At 70.6% G+C, this 17,387-nt stretch carries 14 protein-coding genes and 1 pseudogene; 13 read left to right on the top strand and 2 right to left on the bottom strand.

All coding sequences use genetic code 11. The features are described 5' to 3' along the window. Window positions 1–46 precede the first annotated feature (46 nt). From ACFJIX_RS16395 to ACFJIX_RS16335, 13 genes and pseudogenes are all read left to right on the top strand, one after another. Window positions 47–1,036, top strand: a complete 990-nt coding sequence (locus tag ACFJIX_RS16395; protein WP_377152768.1) for a LacI family DNA-binding transcriptional regulator — start codon at window positions 47–49, stop codon at window positions 1,034–1,036. A gap of 31 nt (window positions 1,037–1,067) precedes the next feature. Beyond that, window positions 1,068–2,297 carry an AGE family epimerase/isomerase gene (locus ACFJIX_RS16390; RefSeq protein WP_377152766.1) on the top strand — a complete coding sequence of 410 codons (1,230 nt, stop codon included), beginning with the start codon at window positions 1,068–1,070 and terminating at the stop codon, window positions 2,295–2,297. Further along, window positions 2,290–3,243: a carbohydrate kinase gene (locus ACFJIX_RS16385; RefSeq protein WP_377152764.1), complete on the top strand. Its 954-nt coding sequence runs from the start codon at window positions 2,290–2,292 to the stop codon at window positions 3,241–3,243. Before ACFJIX_RS16390 ends, ACFJIX_RS16385 begins: the two co-directional genes overlap by 8 nt. Before the next feature lie 84 nt (window positions 3,244–3,327). Continuing rightward, on the top strand, window positions 3,328–4,587 hold the full coding sequence (locus ACFJIX_RS16380; RefSeq protein WP_377152762.1) for a sugar MFS transporter: 1,260 nt from the start codon (window positions 3,328–3,330) through the stop codon (window positions 4,585–4,587). A 189-nt stretch (window positions 4,588–4,776) separates the two neighbouring features. Then, a pseudogene (grpE, locus tag ACFJIX_RS16375) lies at window positions 4,777–5,316 on the top strand (nucleotide exchange factor GrpE); the annotation flags it as partial. A 178-nt stretch (window positions 5,317–5,494) separates the two neighbouring features. Further along, a complete protein-coding gene (gene dnaK / locus ACFJIX_RS16370) occupies window positions 5,495–7,474 on the top strand; it encodes a molecular chaperone DnaK (RefSeq protein ID WP_377152760.1) in 1,980 nt (659 codons plus the stop codon). Between the two features lie 120 nt (window positions 7,475–7,594). Then, entirely contained in the window at window positions 7,595–8,746 is a 1,152-nt protein-coding gene (dnaJ, locus tag ACFJIX_RS16365) for a molecular chaperone DnaJ (RefSeq protein ID WP_377152758.1), read from the top strand. Window positions 8,747–8,971: 225 nt separating this feature from the next. After that, on the top strand, window positions 8,972–10,585 hold the full coding sequence (locus ACFJIX_RS16360; RefSeq protein ID WP_377152756.1) for a response regulator: 1,614 nt from the start codon (window positions 8,972–8,974) through the stop codon (window positions 10,583–10,585). A 119-nt stretch (window positions 10,586–10,704) separates the two neighbouring features. Next, on the top strand, window positions 10,705–12,396 hold the full coding sequence (locus ACFJIX_RS16355; protein WP_377152754.1) for a phosphoethanolamine transferase: 1,692 nt from the start codon (window positions 10,705–10,707) through the stop codon (window positions 12,394–12,396). 82 nt (window positions 12,397–12,478) lie between these two features. Further along, on the top strand, window positions 12,479–13,687 hold the full coding sequence (locus ACFJIX_RS16350) for an amidohydrolase family protein (RefSeq protein ID WP_377152752.1): 1,209 nt from the start codon (window positions 12,479–12,481) through the stop codon (window positions 13,685–13,687). Between the two features lie 18 nt (window positions 13,688–13,705). Further along, complete coding sequence (locus tag ACFJIX_RS16345; protein ID WP_377152750.1) at window positions 13,706–13,957, top strand: hypothetical protein; 252 nt, start codon at window positions 13,706–13,708, stop codon at window positions 13,955–13,957. Further along, entirely contained in the window at window positions 13,906–14,847 is a 942-nt protein-coding gene (locus tag ACFJIX_RS16340; RefSeq protein WP_377152748.1) for a glycosyltransferase family 4 protein, read from the top strand. The genes ACFJIX_RS16345 and ACFJIX_RS16340 overlap by 52 nt, the downstream gene beginning before the upstream one ends. Further along, on the top strand, window positions 14,847–16,310 hold the full coding sequence (locus tag ACFJIX_RS16335) for an oligosaccharide flippase family protein (RefSeq protein WP_377152746.1): 1,464 nt from the start codon (window positions 14,847–14,849) through the stop codon (window positions 16,308–16,310). Before ACFJIX_RS16340 ends, ACFJIX_RS16335 begins: the two co-directional genes overlap by 1 nt. On the opposite strand, the gene ACFJIX_RS16330 is transcribed toward ACFJIX_RS16335, so the two are convergent. Then, complete coding sequence (locus ACFJIX_RS16330) at window positions 16,277–17,146, bottom strand: class I SAM-dependent methyltransferase (protein WP_377152744.1); 870 nt, start codon at window positions 17,144–17,146, stop codon at window positions 16,277–16,279. The genes ACFJIX_RS16335 and ACFJIX_RS16330 overlap by 34 nt on opposite strands. Next, window positions 17,143–17,379, bottom strand: coding sequence for a hypothetical protein (locus ACFJIX_RS16325; RefSeq protein ID WP_377152742.1), 237 nt, complete (start codon window positions 17,377–17,379; stop codon window positions 17,143–17,145). Before ACFJIX_RS16325 ends, ACFJIX_RS16330 begins: the two co-directional genes overlap by 4 nt. Window positions 17,380–17,387: the final 8 nt, after the last annotated feature.

The following is a 17,387-nucleotide window of genomic DNA, read 5'->3' as shown; positions in this document are numbered from 1 at the left end:
GCGCGGTTCGACGGCCATCCCCGACCCCCGAATCGATGCAAGACCCATGACCCAGGTGACGATCCGAGACATCGCCCATGCGACGGGGCTGTCGTCAGGCACCGTGTCGCGAGCGCTCAAGAACCAGGCCGGCATGACGGCGGCCACGCGCGACAAGGTCAACGACGCCGCTCATCGGATGGGCTACGACCTGTCGCGGCTGCGCAAGGTGCGCATCCGGCGCATCGCCTTCCTGCTGCACTGCCAGCACAGGACGCGGGCCTCCAGCCATTTTTTCTCCCCGGTCCTGCACGGTGCCGAGGAAGCCTGCCGGCAGGCGGGCATTGCGCTGTCCTTCAACGTGGTCGGCCCCGCGGCACCGGTGATGGAGCAGATACGGCTGCACCAGCCCGACGCGATCCTGTGCGCCGGCTTCTTCGAGCCCGAAGTCCTCGCGGCGCTCAAGCAGACAGGCAAGCCGATGGTGCTCGTCGACATGCAGCAGCGGGGTTTCACCTCGGTCAATCCGGACAACGCGATGGGGGGCTACCTGGCCACGCGGCACCTGCTGCGCAGCGGCCGGCGACGGATCGCGATGCTGTCGGGCTCGCTGGCCCACTTCAGCATCCAGCAGCGCAATCAAGGCTTCCGTCGCGCCCTGTACGAGTCCGGGACGCTGGCCGACCCCGCCCTCGAGATCATCGTTCCCAACATGGGCGACGGCGACACCGGGGTCGTCGAAGCCATGCGCAGCCTGCTGAGCCTGCCCCAGCCGCCCGATGCCGTGCTTTGCTACAACGACAGCACGGCCCTGGTGGCCATGGCGCATTGCCGCGACCACGGGTGGCACGTGCCACGGGACATCGCGGTGGTGGGCTTCGACGACATCAGCGGTGCCGCCACCGCGTTGCCGTCGCTCAGCACGCTGCGCGTGGACAAGGAGGCGCTCGGCGCCGCCGGCGTCGAACTGCTCCTGCGACGCGAGCCCGACAGCCCCGACGAAGCCATCGTCCTGCCGGTCGACCTGATCGTGCGTGACAGCAGCGGCGACGCGTAGCGCGCCTCACCCCACCTCACTCCCTCCCACCATGTCCGACTTCCCCGACTTCCGCTCTCCCGCCGTGCTGCTCGCCCACGCCCGGCACAGCATGAGCTTCTACCACCCCCGCTGCATCGATCCGAGCGGCGGCATGTACCACTTCTTCAAGGACGACGGCACCGTCTACGACGCCCACCAGCGCCACCTGGTCAGCAGCACGCGCTTCGTCTTCACCTACGCGATGGCTTACCGCCACTCCGGCGATCCGGCTCATCGCGACGGGCTCAGGCACGCGGTGCGCTTCCTGCGCGAGGCGCATCTCGACACCTCGCAGGGCGGCTACCACTGGTTGCTGAACTGGCGCGCGGGACAGCGCGAGGTCCTCGACGGCACCCGGCACGCCTACGGTCACGCCTTCGTGCTGCTGGCCTATGCCCATGCCCTGATGGCAGGACTGGGCGAAGCCCGGCCCTGGCTGACCGAGACCTTCGATCTGATGGAGCGCCGGTTCTGGGATGACGCGTCCGGGCTCTATGCGGACGAGGCCAGCCCCGACTGGCAGTCGCTGTCGAGCTACCGCGGACAGAACGCCAACATGCATGCCTGCGAGGCCATGCTGGCCGCCTACGACGCGACCGGCGAGCACCGCTACCTCGAGCGGGCCCGCCTGCTGGCCTACAACGTCACCCAGCGGCAGGCCCAACGCTGTGGTGGGCTCATCTGGGAGCACTACGACGCGCAATGGCAGCCGGACTGGCGCTACAACATCGACGATCCGGCCCACCTGTTCCGGCCCTGGGGCTACCAACCCGGCCACTTCACCGAATGGGCCAAGCTGCTGGTGCAGCTGGAAACGCGCGGCAGTGTCCTGGGTGCCGATCTGAGCTGGGCGCTGCCCACCGCGGAGCGGCTGTTCAAGGTCGCGGTGGACAAGGGATGGGACGTCGCGCATGGCGGCCTGCAGTACTCGCTCGCGCCGGACCTGAGCGTGTGCGACGCGGACAAGTACTTCTGGGTGCAGGCGGAGAGCGCCGCCGCGGCGGCGCTGCTCGCGGTCCGCGCGGCCGACGCCGCCTTCTACTGGGACTGGTACGAGCGCCTGTGGGCCTACAGCTGGACGCATTTCGTCGACCATGAGCACGGCGCCTGGTACCGCATCCTGGACCCGCGGAACCACAAGCTCAGCGACGAGAAGAGCCCCGCCGGCAAGGTGGACTACCACACCATGGGGGCCTGCTACGACATCGTCGGCGCGCTCGGAAAGGCCCCTCATGCATGACGCGCCGCTGATGCTCTGCGCGGGCGAGGCACTGACCGACCTCCTCCATCAGGGCCAGGACCACTGGGTCAGCCGCGTGGGCGGGTCCGTCTGGAATGTCGCGCGGGCGCTGGCGGCGCTGGGCGAGCCCACCGCCTTCGCCGGGTCCGTCAGCCGGGATCGCTTCGGCGACGCCCTGTGGGCCGCCAGCGAGCGGGCGGGCCTCGATCGGAGGCTGATGCAGCGCGTCGATCGCCCGCCGTTGCTGGCCGTCGTCGAACAGGGGGAGCCGCCCTCCTACTTCTTCATCGGCAACGACAGCGCCGACCTGCACTTCGACGAACAGGCCCTGCCGGCCGGCTGGTCCGGTGCGCTGCGCTGGGCGCATTTCGGGGGCATCAGCCTGGCGCGCCAGCCGCTCGGCGACCGGCTGGTGGCGATGGCCGCGCAGCTCAAGCAGCAGGGGGTGGCCATCAGCTACGACCCGAACTACCGCCACCTGATGGATGCCAGCTACACGCCCACGCTGCGGCGCATGGCGGCGCTGGCCGATCTGATCAAGGTCTCCGACGACGACCTGCGGGGCCTGTTCCCCGGCGCCGGCGTCGACGAGGCGCTGCGCGAGCTGCGCGCGATGAACCCCTCGGCGCTGTGCCTGCTGACACGCGGCGGCGCGGGGGCGAGCCTGCTCCGTGACGACGTCCGCTGCGATGCCCTGGCGCCCCGGGTCGACGTGGTCGACACCGTGGGTGCGGGAGACGCCAGCGTGGCCGGGCTGCTGCATAGCCTCACCCGCCACGCCGACCGCGACCTGCTCGCGCATCTGCATGCGGCACTGGCTGCCGGCTCCGCGGCCTGCCTGCAGTCGGGCGCCACACCGCCGGGCAGACAGGCGATCGATCGCCTGTTCGAGCAGCTGCAAGGCAGCGGGCCGCCGAGCGTCCAGGGCCGCGGCGCCATGGACTGAACAACGGGCGTGCCCCTGCGCCGGACGAACGCCGCGCGCGACGGACGGAACGCGTCAGTGACGATCAAAACAACTGGAGACGACATGGCACAGACTTCCCCTCACCTCCCCCTCGGCGCTCAACGGGCGGGCGCGGGAACTCCGCGACACGACGGCAGCAATACCGGCCCGCTGATCGTCGTCACCCTCCTGTTCTTCATGTGGGGACTGATCACCTCGCTGAACGACATCCTCATCCCGCACCTCAAGGCGATCTACACCCTCAGCTACGTCCAGGCGATGATGGTGCAGTTCTGCTTCTTCGGCGCCTACTTCATCGTCTCGCTGCCCGCGGGGGCCTTGATCCGGCGCCTCGGGTACCAGAAGGGGGCGGTGGCGGGCCTGCTGATCGCCGCCGTCGGCTGTGCGCTGTTCTACCCCGCCTCCTTCGGCGGCTATGGCCTGTTCCTGCTGGCTTTCTTCGTGCTGGCTTCGGGCATCACCGTGCTGCAGGTCGCCGCCAATCCGTATGTGACCGTGCTCGGACCGGCGCGCACCGCCTCCAGCCGCCTCACGCTCACGCAGGCCTTCAACTCCTTGGGGACCACCATCGGCCCGGCCGTCGGCGGCCTGCTGATCCTGTCCGTGGCGGGCTCCGCGGCCGCGGCGGCCTCGACCGTGCGGGGGCCCTATCTCTCGCTCGCCGCGGTGCTCGCGGTCCTGGCCCTGCTCTTCCTGGCCGCCAGGCTGCCGCGGATCGACGATGGCGAGGACGTCGCCCTGCCCGGCGAAGGCCATGGCTCGGCCTGGGCGCACCGCCATCTGGTGCTCGGCGCCATCGGCATCTTCCTGTACGTGGGCGCGGAAGTCAGTGTCGGCAGCTTCCTCATCAACTTCCTGGGCGAACCGGGCATCGCGGGCCTGTCGCCGGCCGACGCCGCGCGCTACGTGAGCATGTACTGGGCCGGCGCCATGGTGGGCCGCTTCATCGGCTTCGTCGTGATGCGCGCCGTCAGCCCTGGCAAGACGCTGGCCTTCAACGCCCTGCTGGCGATCGCCCTGGTGCTGACGGCGACCTTCGGACACGGACCGGTCGCGATGTGGGCCATCCTGGCGGTCGGGCTGTGCAACTCGATCATGTTCCCGACGATCTTCAGCATGGCCCTCCACGGCCTGGGCAGACACACGGGCCAGGGCTCGGGCATCCTGTGCATGGCCATCGTCGGCGGCGCCATCGTCCCCTTCGCGCAGGGCGTGCTGGCCGATGGCTGGGGCGTCCAGTGGTCCTTCCTGCTGCCGGCGGCGTGTTACGCGTTCATCCTCTACTTCGGCGCCAGGTACGCCTCGATGTACGTGAAGCCCTAGTCTCGTGGTCCCCGCGGCCCTCCGGGTAGCAGGCCCGGGGTTTGCCCGCGCACGGATGCCAAAATCCCCCTCTTGAAGTTCCGGCCATGGGCCTCAGATGCGGCGGGTCGCCCGACGCAGGCTGGCCGTCCAGAGGCCGGCCGCGCCTTCGCAGAGAGGCTCGGGCATCCGCATTGGGGCATTCCAACCATGACGACTGACAACCAACATCCCGATCCGACGCTGGACGAACTGACCCAGCAAGCTGCTGCCGCCGCCGCCGCCGCGGTGCCCGAAACGCTGGAGGCCAGGCTGGCCGACACCGAGCGCCGCCTGGCCGAGATGTCCGACGCCTACCTGCGCGCCAAGGCCGAAGTGGAGAACACCCGCCGCCGCGGCGAGGACGACACGACCAAGGCCCGCAAGTTCGCCGTCGAAGGCTTCGCCGAGGCGATGCTGCCGGTGCTGGACAGCCTTTCGGCCGCCATCGCCCTGCCCGACGCCAGCGTCGAGCAGGTCCTCCAGGGCGTCCATGCCACGTTGCGCCAGCTGCAGTCCGCGCTGGAGCGCAACAAGGTGGTCGAGATCAACCCGGCCGCCGGCACCAAGTTCGACCCGCACCAGCACCAGGCCATTTCCGTGGTGCCGGCCGAGCAGGACCCGAACACCGTCGTGACCGTGCTGCAGAAGGGTTTCCTGATCGCCGACCGCGTGCTGCGTCCGGCGCTGGTCACCGTGACCGCGCCCGAAATAAACGCACCGATCTCGCACAAAAAGGTGACCGGGCCCTTGAACCCCGGCAAGTTATCCACAGATCAGAAGCATCCCGGAACGTTGTTTCAGCCGCTCATCCGATGAGCCGCACAGGGACCGCCTGAAAGGCCTCCCCGCTGACCGTTCCCCCCGTTTTCAAATTCAGGAGCACCACATGGCTAAGAAGAAGATCATCGGCATCGACCTGGGCACGACCAACTCGTGCGTCGCGGTCATGGAAGGCAACACCACCCGCGTCATCGAGAACGCGGAAGGCGCCCGCACCACCCCGTCGATCATTGCGTACCAGGAAGACGGCGAAGTGCTGGTCGGCGCCTCGGCCAAGCGCCAGGCCGTGACCAACCCGCGCAACACGCTGTACGCGGTGAAGCGCCTGATCGGCCGCAAGTTCCAGGAAAAGGAAGTCCAGAAGGACATCGACCTGATGCCCTACACCATCGCCGCCGCCGACAACGGCGACGCGTGGGTGGAAGTGCGCGGCAAGAAGCTGGCGCCCCCGCAGGTCTCCGCCGAAGTCCTGCGCAAGATGAAGAAGACGGCCGAGGACTACCTCGGCGAGGAAGTGACCGAGGCCGTCATCACGGTGCCGGCCTACTTCAACGACGCGCAGCGCCAGGCGACCAAGGACGCCGGCCGCATCGCCGGCCTGGACGTCAAGCGCATCATCAACGAGCCCACCGCCGCGGCCCTGGCCTTCGGCCTGGACAAGCACGGCGCGGGTGACCGCAAGATCGCGGTCTTCGACCTGGGCGGCGGCACCTTCGACATCTCGATCATCGAGATCGCGGACGTGGACGGCGAGAAGCAGTTCGAAGTGCTGTCGACCAACGGCGACACCTTCCTGGGCGGCGAGGACTTCGACCAGCGCATCATCGACTACATCATCGGCGAGTTCAAAAAGGAACAGGGCGTCGACCTGACCAAGGACGTGCTGGCCCTGCAGCGCCTGAAGGAAGCGGCCGAGAAGGCCAAGATCGAGCTGTCCAACTCGTCGCAGACCGACGTCAACCTGCCGTACATCACGGCCGACGCCACCGGTCCGAAGCACCTGAACATCAAGCTGACCCGCGCCAAGCTGGAATCGCTGGTGGACGAGCTGATCGAGCGCACGATCGCCCCCTGCCGCACCGCGATCAAGGACGCCGGCGTGTCGGTGGGCGAGATCGACGACGTGATCCTGGTCGGCGGCATGTCGCGCATGCCCAAGGTGCAGGAGAAGGTCAAGGAGTTCTTCGGCAAGGACCCGCGCAAGGACGTGAACCCCGATGAGGCCGTGGCCGTCGGCGCCGCGATCCAGGGCCAGGTCCTGGGCGGCGAACGCACCGACGTGCTGCTGCTGGACGTCACCCCGCTGAGCCTGGGCATCGAGACCCTGGGCGGCGTGATGACGAAGATGATCAAGAAGAACACGACCATCCCGACCAAGTTCAGCCAGACCTTCTCGACCGCCGAGGACAGCCAGCCCGCCGTGACCATCAAGGTCTACCAGGGCGAGCGCGAACTGGCGCAGGCCAACAAGAGCCTGGGCGAGTTCAACCTCGAAGGCATCCCGCCGGCGCCGCGCGGCCTGCCGCAGATCGAGGTCAGCTTCGACATCGACGCCAACGGCATCCTGCACGTCGGCGCCAAGGACAAGGGCACCGGCAAGGAAAACAAGATCACCATCAAGGCGAACTCCGGCCTGTCCGAGGCCGAGATCGAGAAGATGGTCAAGGACGCCGAGGCCAACGCGACCGAGGACAAGAAGAAGGTCGAGCTGGTCCAGGCCAAGAACCAGGCCGACGGCCTGATCCACTCGGTGCAGAAGTCGCTGACCGAGCACGGCGACAAGCTGGAAGCCGGCGAGAAGGAAAAGATCGAGGCATCGATCAAGGACCTGGAAGAAGCCATCAAGGGCGAGGACAAGGCCGACATCGACGCCAAGACCGAAGCGCTGATGACCGCCAGCCAGAAGCTGGGCGAGAAGGTGTACGCCGAAGCGCAGGCCGCCCAGGCGGCGGCCGGCGCGGCGGGTGGCGCCGCCGGCGCGACCGGAGCCGAGCACGCGGAAGCGGCGGGTGCGCAGGCCTCGGCCAAGCCGGCCGACGACAACGTCGTCGACGCCGAGTTCAAGGAAGTCAAGGACTCGAAGTAAGCGTCGTGCATGCCGACCCTCACGTCGGCATCGCGCACGGCAATCGCTGTCGATTGACAGCCGCCGCGCGAGGCCGCCAGCCTCGCGCGGCGTTTTGGTTTGAGGCCCGCAGGAAGATCCATGGCAAAGCGTGACTATTACGAAGTCCTGGGCGTCGCGAAGAACGCCAGCGAAGAGGACATCAAGAAGGCGTATCGCAAGCTCGCGATGAAGTACCACCCTGACCGCAATCAGGGCGACGGTGCCAAGGAAGCCGAGGACAAGTTCAAGGAGACCAAGGAAGCCTACGAGATGCTCTCGGACGGCCAGAAGCGGGCCGCCTACGACCAGTACGGCCACGCGGGCGTGGATCCGAACCAGGGCTTCCGCGGCGGCCAGGGCGGGGAAGGCTTCGGCGGCTTCGCGGAGGCTTTCGGCGACATCTTCGGCGACCTCTTCGGCCAGCAGGGCGGCGGCGGTGGCCGGCGCCAGGGCGGCGGCCAGCAGGTCTACCGCGGCAGCGACCTGAGCTACGCGATGGAGATCACGCTGGAGGAAGCCGCGCGCGGCAAGGAGACGCAGATCCGCATCCCGTCGTGGGAAGGCTGCGAGACCTGCCACGGCAGCGGCGCAAAACCCGGCACCAGCGCCAAGACCTGCGGCTCCTGCGGCGGCAGCGGCACGGTGCACATGCGCCAGGGCTTCTTCAGCATCCAGCAGACCTGCCCGCACTGCCACGGCACCGGCAAGATCATTCCGGAGCCCTGCACGACCTGCAACGGCGCCGGCAAGATCAAGAAGACCAAGACGCTGGAAGTCAAGATCCCGGCCGGCATCAACGAAGGCATGCGCATCCGCTCGGCCGGCAACGGCGAGCCGGGCGTCAACGGCGGTCCGTCGGGCGATCTCTACATCGAGATCCGCATCAAGCAGCACGACATCTTCGAGCGCGACGGCGACGACCTGCACTGCACGATGCCGGTGTCGATCACGACCTCGGCGCTGGGCGGCACGATCGAGGTGCCGACGCTGGGCGGCAAGGCCGAGATCGAGCTGCCCGAGGGCACGCAGCACGGCAAGACCTTCCGGCTGCGCGGCAAGGGCATCAAGGGCGTGCGCTCGAGTTATCCGGGCGACCTGTACTGCCACATCAGCATCGAGACGCCGGTGAAGCTGACCGAGCACCAGCGCAAGCTGCTGAAGGAACTCGACAAGAGCCTGCGCGACGGCGGCGAGCGTCACTCGCCCAACGCGAAGAGCTGGACCGACCGGGTCAAGGATCTCTTCAAGTAAATCGCCAACAGCGACACGCAAACCCTCGCCACGATTCACGAATCAGGCCGGTCCACCCACGCAAACCCGGGGGACCGGCGCCAGTCGCCGGGCAGACAATCGGTCCGTGGTTGACGACATTCGCACAAATCGTTGGGGTGCTGCCGGCCCGCTCTCTTCGGAGGCGGGCTTTTTCACATGGGCGCCCGCCCGGCACGGGTGGCGCGGCGCCGCGGGGCGGCGGCCATGACGCTCGCCAGCCCGCTGGGCAAGACGCAGGCGCTGGTCATCGACGGCAACGCGAACTCGCGCAGCCTGATGACGGCGCAGTTGCGCGAGCTCGGCGTCGGCCACGTGCGCCAGGCCACCCGTGTGCGCGACGCCCGCGTGATCCTGGAGACGCAGCCCTACGACATCGTCCTGTGCGACTACTACTTCGACGGCTCCGAGCTGTCCGGCCAGGACCTGCTCGACGAGCTGCGGCGCGAGCAGCTGCTGCCCTACTCCACCGTCTTCGTGATGGTCACGGGCGAAGCCTCGTACGCGAAGGTCGCCGAGGCCGCCGAGGCGGCGCTGGACGCCTACCTCGTCAAGCCCTACACGAGCGCCGCGCTGGCCGACCGGCTGGCCAACGCCCGGCATCGCAAGCTGGAGCTGAAGGGCATCTTCGACGCCATCGACGCGCGGGACTTCAACCGCGCCGCGGACCTCTGCCTGGAGCGCTTCCAGCGCAAGGCGACCTACTGGCTGTACGCCGCCCGCATCGGCGCCGAACTGCTGCTGCGCCTGGAGCGCCACACCGAGGCGCGTGAACTCTACGAGGCCATCATCGCCGCGCGCACCGTGCCCTGGGCGCGGCTGGGGGTGGCGCGCACCGAGGTCGCCAGCGGCAACCTCAGCGCCGCGCGCCGCACGCTGGAGACGCTGATCGGCGACATGCCCGACCAGGCCGACAGCTACGACCTGATGGGCCGGGTGCAGATGGAACAGGGCGAGATCGACGCCGCGCTCGCGACCTACCGCACCGCCGCGACGCTGACGCCCGGCTGCCTGCTGCGGCAGCAGCATTGCGGCACGCTGGCCTTCTATGCGGGGCAGCGCGACGAGGCGCTCAAGATGCTCGAGCGCAGCGTGGCGCAGGGCCTGCGCTCCAAGCTGTTCGATGCGCACAGCCTGGCCCTGATCGCGCTGATGCGTTTCGATGCGAAGGACGGCAAGGGACTGAAATACGCGATGGACGCGCTGACGCAAGGCATGGACCGCGCACCGCGCGACCAGCGCCTGCAGGGCTTCGACGTGCTGATGCAGGGCCTGCGGCTGCTGATGGAACGCAAGCTGGCCGACGCCCTGCTCCTCGCGCGCCGGTTCGCGCGACGAGCCGCCGACGAGGACTTCGACCTCGAGGCCGCCAGCCTGCTCGTCGCGCTGTGGGTGCGCATGGCGCGGCAGGACATCGAGCTCAGCGAGATGGAGACGCTCATGAGCCAGCTCGGCCTGCGCTTCTGCAGTTCGAAGTCGGCGACCGAGGTGATGATCAGCATGGCCGAAGGCCACGAACCCAGCACGCAGCTGCTGCGCGACGCGAATGCGCGGGTGTTCGCGATCTCCGAGACGGCCATGCGCCATGCGATGCGCGGCGACGCGCAGACCGGCGTGCAGCTGCTGGTCGAGCAAGGGACGCTGACGCTGAACGCCAAGCTGATCGACATGGCCGCGCTGGTGCTCAAGCGCTACCGGGACCGCATGAGCGATCCGGGGGCGCTGGAGCCGCGGATCGAGGACCTGCAGCGCCGGTATGTGCAGACCGGCGGCCATGGGTTGAAGGCAGCCCGAGGCGGCGGCATGGCCTTGAGAGGATAAAGGGGGCTCCCGGGGCTAAGCTGCCGCGAAGCTCGAGCATGCGCCAAGGGGGCTTCAGGGGAGCTTCAGGTACGACAACTACAAGGGCCGGTTTCTTTTTGCCGGCCTGACACAACACGATGCCGTTTTCCGATTCTTCGACCTCGCGGGCTCGCGAGGCCGGCACCGCGCGCGCTCGTTCGCCGCTGGTCTTGACGTGGCTGACCGCACTGTGGGTTGGCGTGCTCGGCAACTGGCCGCTGTGGCAGCGGATGTGGGGCATGCCGGACTACGCCGGCGCGTCAGGCAAGCTGTTCGTCATCGTCTTCGCCGGCATCGTGATCATGGTGCTGGCCGCCGCCTTCAGCCTGCTGGCCTGGCGCGTGGCGGTGAAGCCGCTGCTGACGCTGATGCTGCTGATGACGGCGCCGCTGGCCTACTTCATCGGCAGCTACGGCGTGATCATCGACAGCACGATGATCACCAACGCGCTGCAGACCGACGTGCGCGAGACGCGCGACCTGATCGGCTGGGGACTGGCGGCGCATGTCGCGGTGATCGCGCTGATCCCCTTGGTCTGGATCTGGCGGCAGCGCCTGAGCGACACGCGCTGGTTCAAGCGGCTGGGATGGAACCTGGCGAGCGTGGCCCTGGCGCTGGCGCTCGGTGTCGGCCTGGCGGCGACGCGGACGGCCGACCTGGCCTCCACGCTGCGCAACAACAAGACGCTGACCAAGATGGTCAGCCCGATCAATGCGATCTGGGCCAGCGCCGCGTTGGCCGCGCAGAAGCAGAAGAAGCCCCGGGGACCGCTCGAGGTCGTCGCCCCCGATGCCAGGCTCACGCCGCGTGCCGCGGGCGCGCGGCCGCCGCTGGTCCTGCTGGTGGTCGGCGAGACGGCGCGCTCCGACAACTTCCAGCTCAACGGCTACGACCGGCCGACCAATCCGGAGCTGTCGACGAAGCCGGTGCTGAGCTACCGCGAGGTCGCCTCCTGCGGCACGTCGACGGCGGCGTCGCTGCCGTGCATGTTCTCGCAGTTGGGCCGCGAGGTGTATGTCGACCACCCCGGCAACCAGCAGACGCTGTTGGACGTGCTGCAGCGCGCCGGGCTGGCGGTGCTGTGGCTGGACAACCAGGCGGGCTGCAAAGGCATCTGCGACCGCGTGCCGAATGCGCAGGCCATCAATCCCGCCCGGCCCGATCACCCGATTCCCGCGGGCCTGTGCCGCGCCGACGGCGAGTGCCTCGACGAGGTGATGCTGCACGACCTGGACGCGCGCATCGCCGCGCTGGATCCGCAGCGCGTCGCGCGCGGCGTCGTGCTGGTGCTGCATCAGATGGGCAGCCACGGCCCGGCCTACTACCTGCGCACGCCCGACGACCGCAAGCCTTTCCAGCCCGAGTGCCGCAGCAACGCGCTGCAGCAGTGCGAGCTGGACCAGGTCCGTCGCGCCTACGACAACACGATCGCCTACACCGACCACGTGCTGGCGAAGGCGATCGACTGGCTGGGCACGCAGGAGCAGCGTTTCGACCCGAGCCTGCTCTACGTGTCGGACCACGGCGAGTCGCTGGGCGAGAACAACCTGTTCCTGCACGGCATGCCTTACGCGCTGGCGCCCAAGCAGCAGAAGCACGTGCCGCTGATCCTGTGGCTGCCGGAACAGACGCGGCAGTCGCAGAAGCTCGACAGCGCCTGCCTGACGCAGCGTCGCGACACGCCGATGTCGCACGACGGGCTGTATCACACGGTGCTGAGTCTCAGCGGCGTGGAGACCTCGGTCTACCGCAAGGACTGGGACTGGGTGGGCGCCTGCCGGCGGCCGTGACGTCCTGACCCCAGGGGGTGGCCGCAACCTTTGCGGCCCGGATGGGTACCCATGACATCGACCCGCCCGCACGCCCCCGTCCATGAGCCCCTGCGCCGCCGCCGCGACGCCCTCCGCCCCTCCTCCGCCGCTGGTGCTGCATGACGCCGGCCCGCGGCCGCCCTTGCGACTGGCCGGCGGGCTCGTCGTCGCGCCCGGCTCGCCGGGTCCGGCCGGTCCGGACATCGCGCTGCGCGGCGACCGCCTGCTGCCCGGGCTCATCAACGCGCACGAGCATCTGCACCGCAACTCGCTGCCGCGGCTGCAGTACCGCGCGCGCCACCGCAACATCGCGGACTGGATCGCCGACATCACCCCCCGGCGCACGACCGATCCGGTCCTGCTCGCCGACGCCGCCCGCCCGCGCGAGCAGCGCCTGTGGCACGGCGCGATCAAGAACCTGCTCAGCGGCGTCACCACCGTCGCCCACCACGATCCCCTCGATCCTGCGCTGTGCGCCGCGGACTTCCCCGTCCGCGTCCTGGTCCACCCGGCCTGGCGCAACGCCCTGGGCCTGGATGGGGAGGAGGCGCTGCGGCGCTCGCACCGGGACACGCCGTCCGGCGTGCCGTGGATGGTCCATGCGGCCGAGGGGATCGACGCCGCCGCCGCGGCAGAGTTCAACACGCTCGAGCGGCTGGGCTGCATCACGCCGAACGCGCGCCTGGTCCACGGCGTCGGCCTGAGCGCGCCACAGCGCGACCGGCTGATCGCGCGCGGCGCGGCGCTGATCTGGTGTCCCGGCTCCAACCTGCACCTGTTCGGTCGCACCGCCGAGGTCGGCGTGCTGCTCGCGCACGGGCGTGTCGCGCTGGGCAGCGATTCGCGCGCGAGCGGACGGCGCGATCTGCTGGAGGAGCTCGCGCTCGCCCGTGAACTCCAGGGCCTGAGCGAGAGCGAGGCGCAGGCGCTCGTGACGACGCGCGCCGCGGAGCTGCTCGCCCTGCCCGACCGCGGCCACCTCGCCGCCGGCGCGCGCGCCGACCTGCTGGCGCTGCCCGCCGGCCTGCCGCTGTCACGGGCCGCACGCGCGGACCTGCGGCTGGTGATGGTGGGCGGCGAGCTGCTGCTCGCGGACCCGGACGTCGCCGAAGCCTTCGGCGCGACGGCGGCCGACCTGCTCCCGGTCCGCCTCGACGGCCGGCCGAAGCGTCTCGCGCGGCGGCTGGTGCGGCGACTGCGCGCGCTCGGTGTCGAGGAACCCGGGCTCGAACTGACGGGCTCCGGGCTGTCCGGCGAGGCCGCCGCATGATCACCCCATGAGCACCCCATGACCGCCGCCCGCGTGGTGCAGCTCTGCCTGCTGCGCGACCCCGCCGGCCGGCCGCCGGACGAGTTGCTGCGCGCCTGGCGGACCTTGACCTTGATCGCCGAGGCGGCGGCCCGGGCCGGCTCGCAGGTCGACGTACTCCAGACCAGCGCCCATCACGACACCCGGGTCCGCGACGGCATCCCCTATCACTTCGGTCCATGGACCGCAGCGGCGGTCCGGCGGCCGACACCGCGCTGGCGGAGGCCTTGAGGCGCCTGCGCCCGGAGGTGCTGCATCTGCACAGCCTGGGCGCGCCCGAGGAAGCGCTCCGCCTGCGCCGCCTCCTGCCGGACGTGCCCTTGCTGCTGCAGGACCACGCGGACCGTCCGCCGAACGTCTGGCGATCGATCCGCTGGTGGCGGCAGCGACGGGCGCTGGCGGGCGCGGCGGGCACGCTGTTCTGCGCCGCGGAGCAGGCGGCGCCGTGGCGACGCCGCGGTCTCCTGCCGCGCGGCGTCCCGGTGATCGAGGTCGCCGAATCGAGCACCGATCTCACGCCGGTGGACCACCGCGCCGCCCGCGCGCGGCTCGGGCTGTACGGCACGCCGGCCCTGCTGTGGGTCGCGCACCTGGACGCCAACAAGGACCCGCTGACCGTGCTCGAGGGCGTCGCGCGTGCAACCGCGGCGCTGCCCGGCCTGCGGCTCTGGTGCTGCTTCCGCGACGCGCCGCTGCTCGATGCCGTGCGCGACCGCGTGCGGCGCGATCCGCGCCTGACCGGGCGCGTCCATCTGGTCGGCCCGGTGCCGCACGCAGGGATCGCGGAATGGATGTCCGCGGCCGACCTCTTCGTCAGCGGCAGTCATCGGGAAGGCTCCGGTTATGCGTTGATCGAGGCGCTGGCCTGCGGCCTCGTCCCGATCGTCACCGACATCCCGTCGCACCGGATGCTGACCGGACGCGGCGCCGTCGGCCGCCTGTGGCCGGCCGGCGATGCCGCGGCGCTCGCCCTGGCCCTGCCGGCACTGTGGCATGACGACGGCCCCGTGCAGGCGCGGCAGCGCGACGCGGTACGCGCCCATTTCGAGCACCACCTGTCCCACGCGGCGCTGGGCCGCGCGCTGGCGGACGCCTACGCCGCGGCGCGGCGGAGCGGCTGATGCGCCGCCGCGCCGTGCTCATTCACGCCGGCTCGCTCGCGTCGACGCAGGCGTTGCAGTTCGGCGTGTCGCTGGTACTGGTCCGGCTGCTGACGCCGCACGAGCTGGGCCTCTTCGCGATCGCTTCCGCGTTGGTCGGCACCGCACACGGCGCACGCGACCTCGGCGTGTCGGCCTATCTGCAGCGCGAGCCCTCGCTCGACGCGGCCCGGCTGCGCGCGGCGCTCGGGCTGTCGTGCGCCGCGGGCGCGATGCTGGCCGTCGCCCTGACGCTGCTCGCCCCAGTGGTCGCCGCGGCCTTCGGCGAGCCGGAACTCGCCGCGCTGCTGCGCACGCTGTCGCTGGGACTGGTCCTCGTCCCGATCGGCGCCGTCATGACGGCGCTGGCGCTGCGCAGCGGCGACGCGGCCCAGCTGGCGCGGACCACGGCCTGGGGCAACGGCAGCCAGGCGGCGGTGTCCATCGCGCTGGCCGTGGCCGGCGCCGGTGCCGCCGCGCCGGCCTGGGGTCAGGTCGTCAACATGGGAGCATGCAGCCTCGCGGTCTGGGCGCTGCGGCCGCGCGCCCTGTGGGGCTGGCCGCGGCTGCGCGGCTGGACGCCCATCCTGCGCGTCGGTCGGAGCACGCTGCCTGGCACCACGCTGGCGGCGATCCAGGGTGCCGCGCCGTCGCTGCTGCTCGGCCAGTGGGGCGGCGCCGCGCAGGTGGGCCTGCTCGGCCGCGCCCAGTCGCTGGCGGCCTTGCTGCCGGGCATGGCCGGCATGGCGCTGCAGTTCGGCATGCTGGGACGCTGGGCGCGGCGCCATCATCGCGGCCGCGCGCTCGGACCGGCCGTGGCCGCGGCCACGCGCCGCCTCACCGGCCTCACCTGGCCGCTGCTGGCCGTGGCGGCGGCGCTGGCCGAACCGCTGGTGGTGACGCTGTTCGGCCCGGCCTGGCGCGACGCCGCGCCCGCCGTGGCCCCGCTGGCGCTGCTGACCGCGCTGGCGGCCGTGTTCAACGGCGCCGGCCCGGCGTTGACGGCCATCGGACGACAGGCCTGGGCGACGCTGCCGCAGACCGTGACGCTCGCCGCGTGGCTGGGACTCGCGGCCGGCTTCGCGCTGCCAAGCGGCGCGGCTGGCGCGCACCGCTTCGCGCAGTGGCTGCTGATCGGCGGCGCCGCGGCGCTGCCCTGCCAGCTGTGGCTGTACGGACGCTGGCTCGGCGTGAGCCCGGCGCTGCTGCTGCACGCGCTGGCCCCGAACGCCGCCGTCGCGCTCACCGCGGGCGCCGCGGCCTGGCTCGGCGCCGTCGCCGCGCCGGCCGGGGTCCCGGCGCCCGCCGTGGTGGCGGCCGGCCTCGCCGCCGCGCTGCCGGCCTGGTGGCTGGCCGTCCGGTGCCGCGCGATCGCCGCGCGCGGCACCTCGACCGCGCCGCGCCCGCGCCCTCAGGCGCGCTTGCGCAGGACGATCAGGAAATGATCGCCGAACCGACGCACGCCGGGCCAGCCCGCCACCCGCCGGTCCAGCCGCCACAGGCGTTCGTGCCAGGCCGGATGGCGCTGCTTGAAGTCGGCCAGGTAGGGCGGCGGCGCGAAGACGCAGACCCCGCGCACATGCACGAGTTCGAACTCGGGCATGAAGTCGCGACGGAACTCGCCCGGTGTGAAGTAGCGCGTCCAGATCGTCTGGCGATTCATGCCCACCGGCACGGTGCCGCTCGCATAACGGACCATGGCACGCGCCCACCGGCGCTGACGCGCGTAGTGCAGCACCTCCCAGGGGCAGTGACGACCGATGACGGTGAAGACCAGCGTGCCGCCGGGCCGCAGCAGACGCGCGCATTCGCGCGACACGTCGCGCAGGTCCGGGACGCAGTTCAGCGGACCGAGGTTGGAGTACACCCCGTCGAAACCGCCTGCGGGCGCGTCGGCGGGGCCACCGTCCGGCACGTCGAGTTCGCGGCCCGACAGCCGATGCAGTTCATGGGCGCCGACGGCCAGCGCCTGCACACGGCTCGCGACGCCGGCGAGCTCGGCCCGCTCGCGCGTGCGCGCCACCATGCGCGGCGACCAGTCGGTCGCCAGCACGTGGTGACCGGCCTCGGCCAGATGCACCGCGTCCAGGCCCGTGCCGCAGCCCAGGTCGATCAGGCGGCTGCCCGGCGCGAAGCTCAGATCGAGCCAACGCCACATCTCGGCGCGCATGTCCTGGATCGCGGCGTTGTTGCCGCGCGGTCCGTCGTAGTCGGCGGCGACGCTGTCGAAGGCGGCCTGCGTCTCGCGCAGCCGGGTCTGGAGGTCGGGCAAGGGAGTCATGTCAAGGAGCAAGGTGTGAAGGTGAAGGCGGGAGAGGCGACGGCCATGAGGACGGCGATCAGGACGGCGATCAGGGCGTCGATGAGGTCGGCCCTGAGGATGGCCCGGAGGACATCGGTGAAGGCATCGGGGAAGACGGCTGCGAAGACGGCTGCGAAGCCGGTTGCGAAGCCGGTTGCGAAGACGGCGATGAGGACAGCGGTGAAGACGGACCTGCGGCGTCGGACAGGCATGACTGCCC

It is taken from the genome of Roseateles sp. UC29_93 (assembly GCF_042695725.1).
Classification (GTDB): domain Bacteria; phylum Pseudomonadota; class Gammaproteobacteria; order Burkholderiales; family Burkholderiaceae_C; genus Roseateles; species Roseateles noduli_A.
The sequence above is the reverse complement of the archived record's forward strand: the minus strand, read 5'-3'. Positions and strand labels throughout refer to the sequence as shown.

What these genes read in the sequence shown, in the direction of transcription:
- ACFJIX_RS16395 (WP_377152768.1), top strand. Translation starts at nt 47, where the DNA reads ATGACCCAGGTGACGATCCGAGACATCGCCCATGCGACGGGGCTGTCG.
- ACFJIX_RS16390 (WP_377152766.1), top strand. Translation starts at nt 1,068, where the DNA reads ATGTCCGACTTCCCCGACTTCCGCTCTCCCGCCGTGCTGCTCGCCCAC.
- ACFJIX_RS16385 (WP_377152764.1), top strand. Translation starts at nt 2,290, where the DNA reads ATGCATGACGCGCCGCTGATGCTCTGCGCGGGCGAGGCACTGACCGAC.
- ACFJIX_RS16380 (WP_377152762.1), top strand. Translation starts at nt 3,328, where the DNA reads ATGGCACAGACTTCCCCTCACCTCCCCCTCGGCGCTCAACGGGCGGGC.
- dnaK (WP_377152760.1), top strand. Translation starts at nt 5,495, where the DNA reads ATGGCTAAGAAGAAGATCATCGGCATCGACCTGGGCACGACCAACTCG.
- dnaJ (WP_377152758.1), top strand. Translation starts at nt 7,595, where the DNA reads ATGGCAAAGCGTGACTATTACGAAGTCCTGGGCGTCGCGAAGAACGCC.
- ACFJIX_RS16360 (WP_377152756.1), top strand. Translation starts at nt 8,972, where the DNA reads ATGACGCTCGCCAGCCCGCTGGGCAAGACGCAGGCGCTGGTCATCGAC.
- ACFJIX_RS16355 (WP_377152754.1), top strand. Translation starts at nt 10,705, where the DNA reads ATGCCGTTTTCCGATTCTTCGACCTCGCGGGCTCGCGAGGCCGGCACC.
- ACFJIX_RS16350 (WP_377152752.1), top strand. Translation starts at nt 12,479, where the DNA reads ATGAGCCCCTGCGCCGCCGCCGCGACGCCCTCCGCCCCTCCTCCGCCG.
- ACFJIX_RS16345 (WP_377152750.1), top strand. Translation starts at nt 13,706, where the DNA reads ATGACCGCCGCCCGCGTGGTGCAGCTCTGCCTGCTGCGCGACCCCGCC.
- ACFJIX_RS16340 (WP_377152748.1), top strand. Translation starts at nt 13,906, where the DNA reads ATGGACCGCAGCGGCGGTCCGGCGGCCGACACCGCGCTGGCGGAGGCC.
- ACFJIX_RS16335 (WP_377152746.1), top strand. Translation starts at nt 14,847, where the DNA reads ATGCGCCGCCGCGCCGTGCTCATTCACGCCGGCTCGCTCGCGTCGACG.
- ACFJIX_RS16330 (WP_377152744.1), bottom strand. Translation starts at nt 17,146, where the DNA reads ATGACTCCCTTGCCCGACCTCCAGACCCGGCTGCGCGAGACGCAGGCC.
- ACFJIX_RS16325 (WP_377152742.1), bottom strand. Translation starts at nt 17,379, where the DNA reads ATGCCTGTCCGACGCCGCAGGTCCGTCTTCACCGCTGTCCTCATCGCC.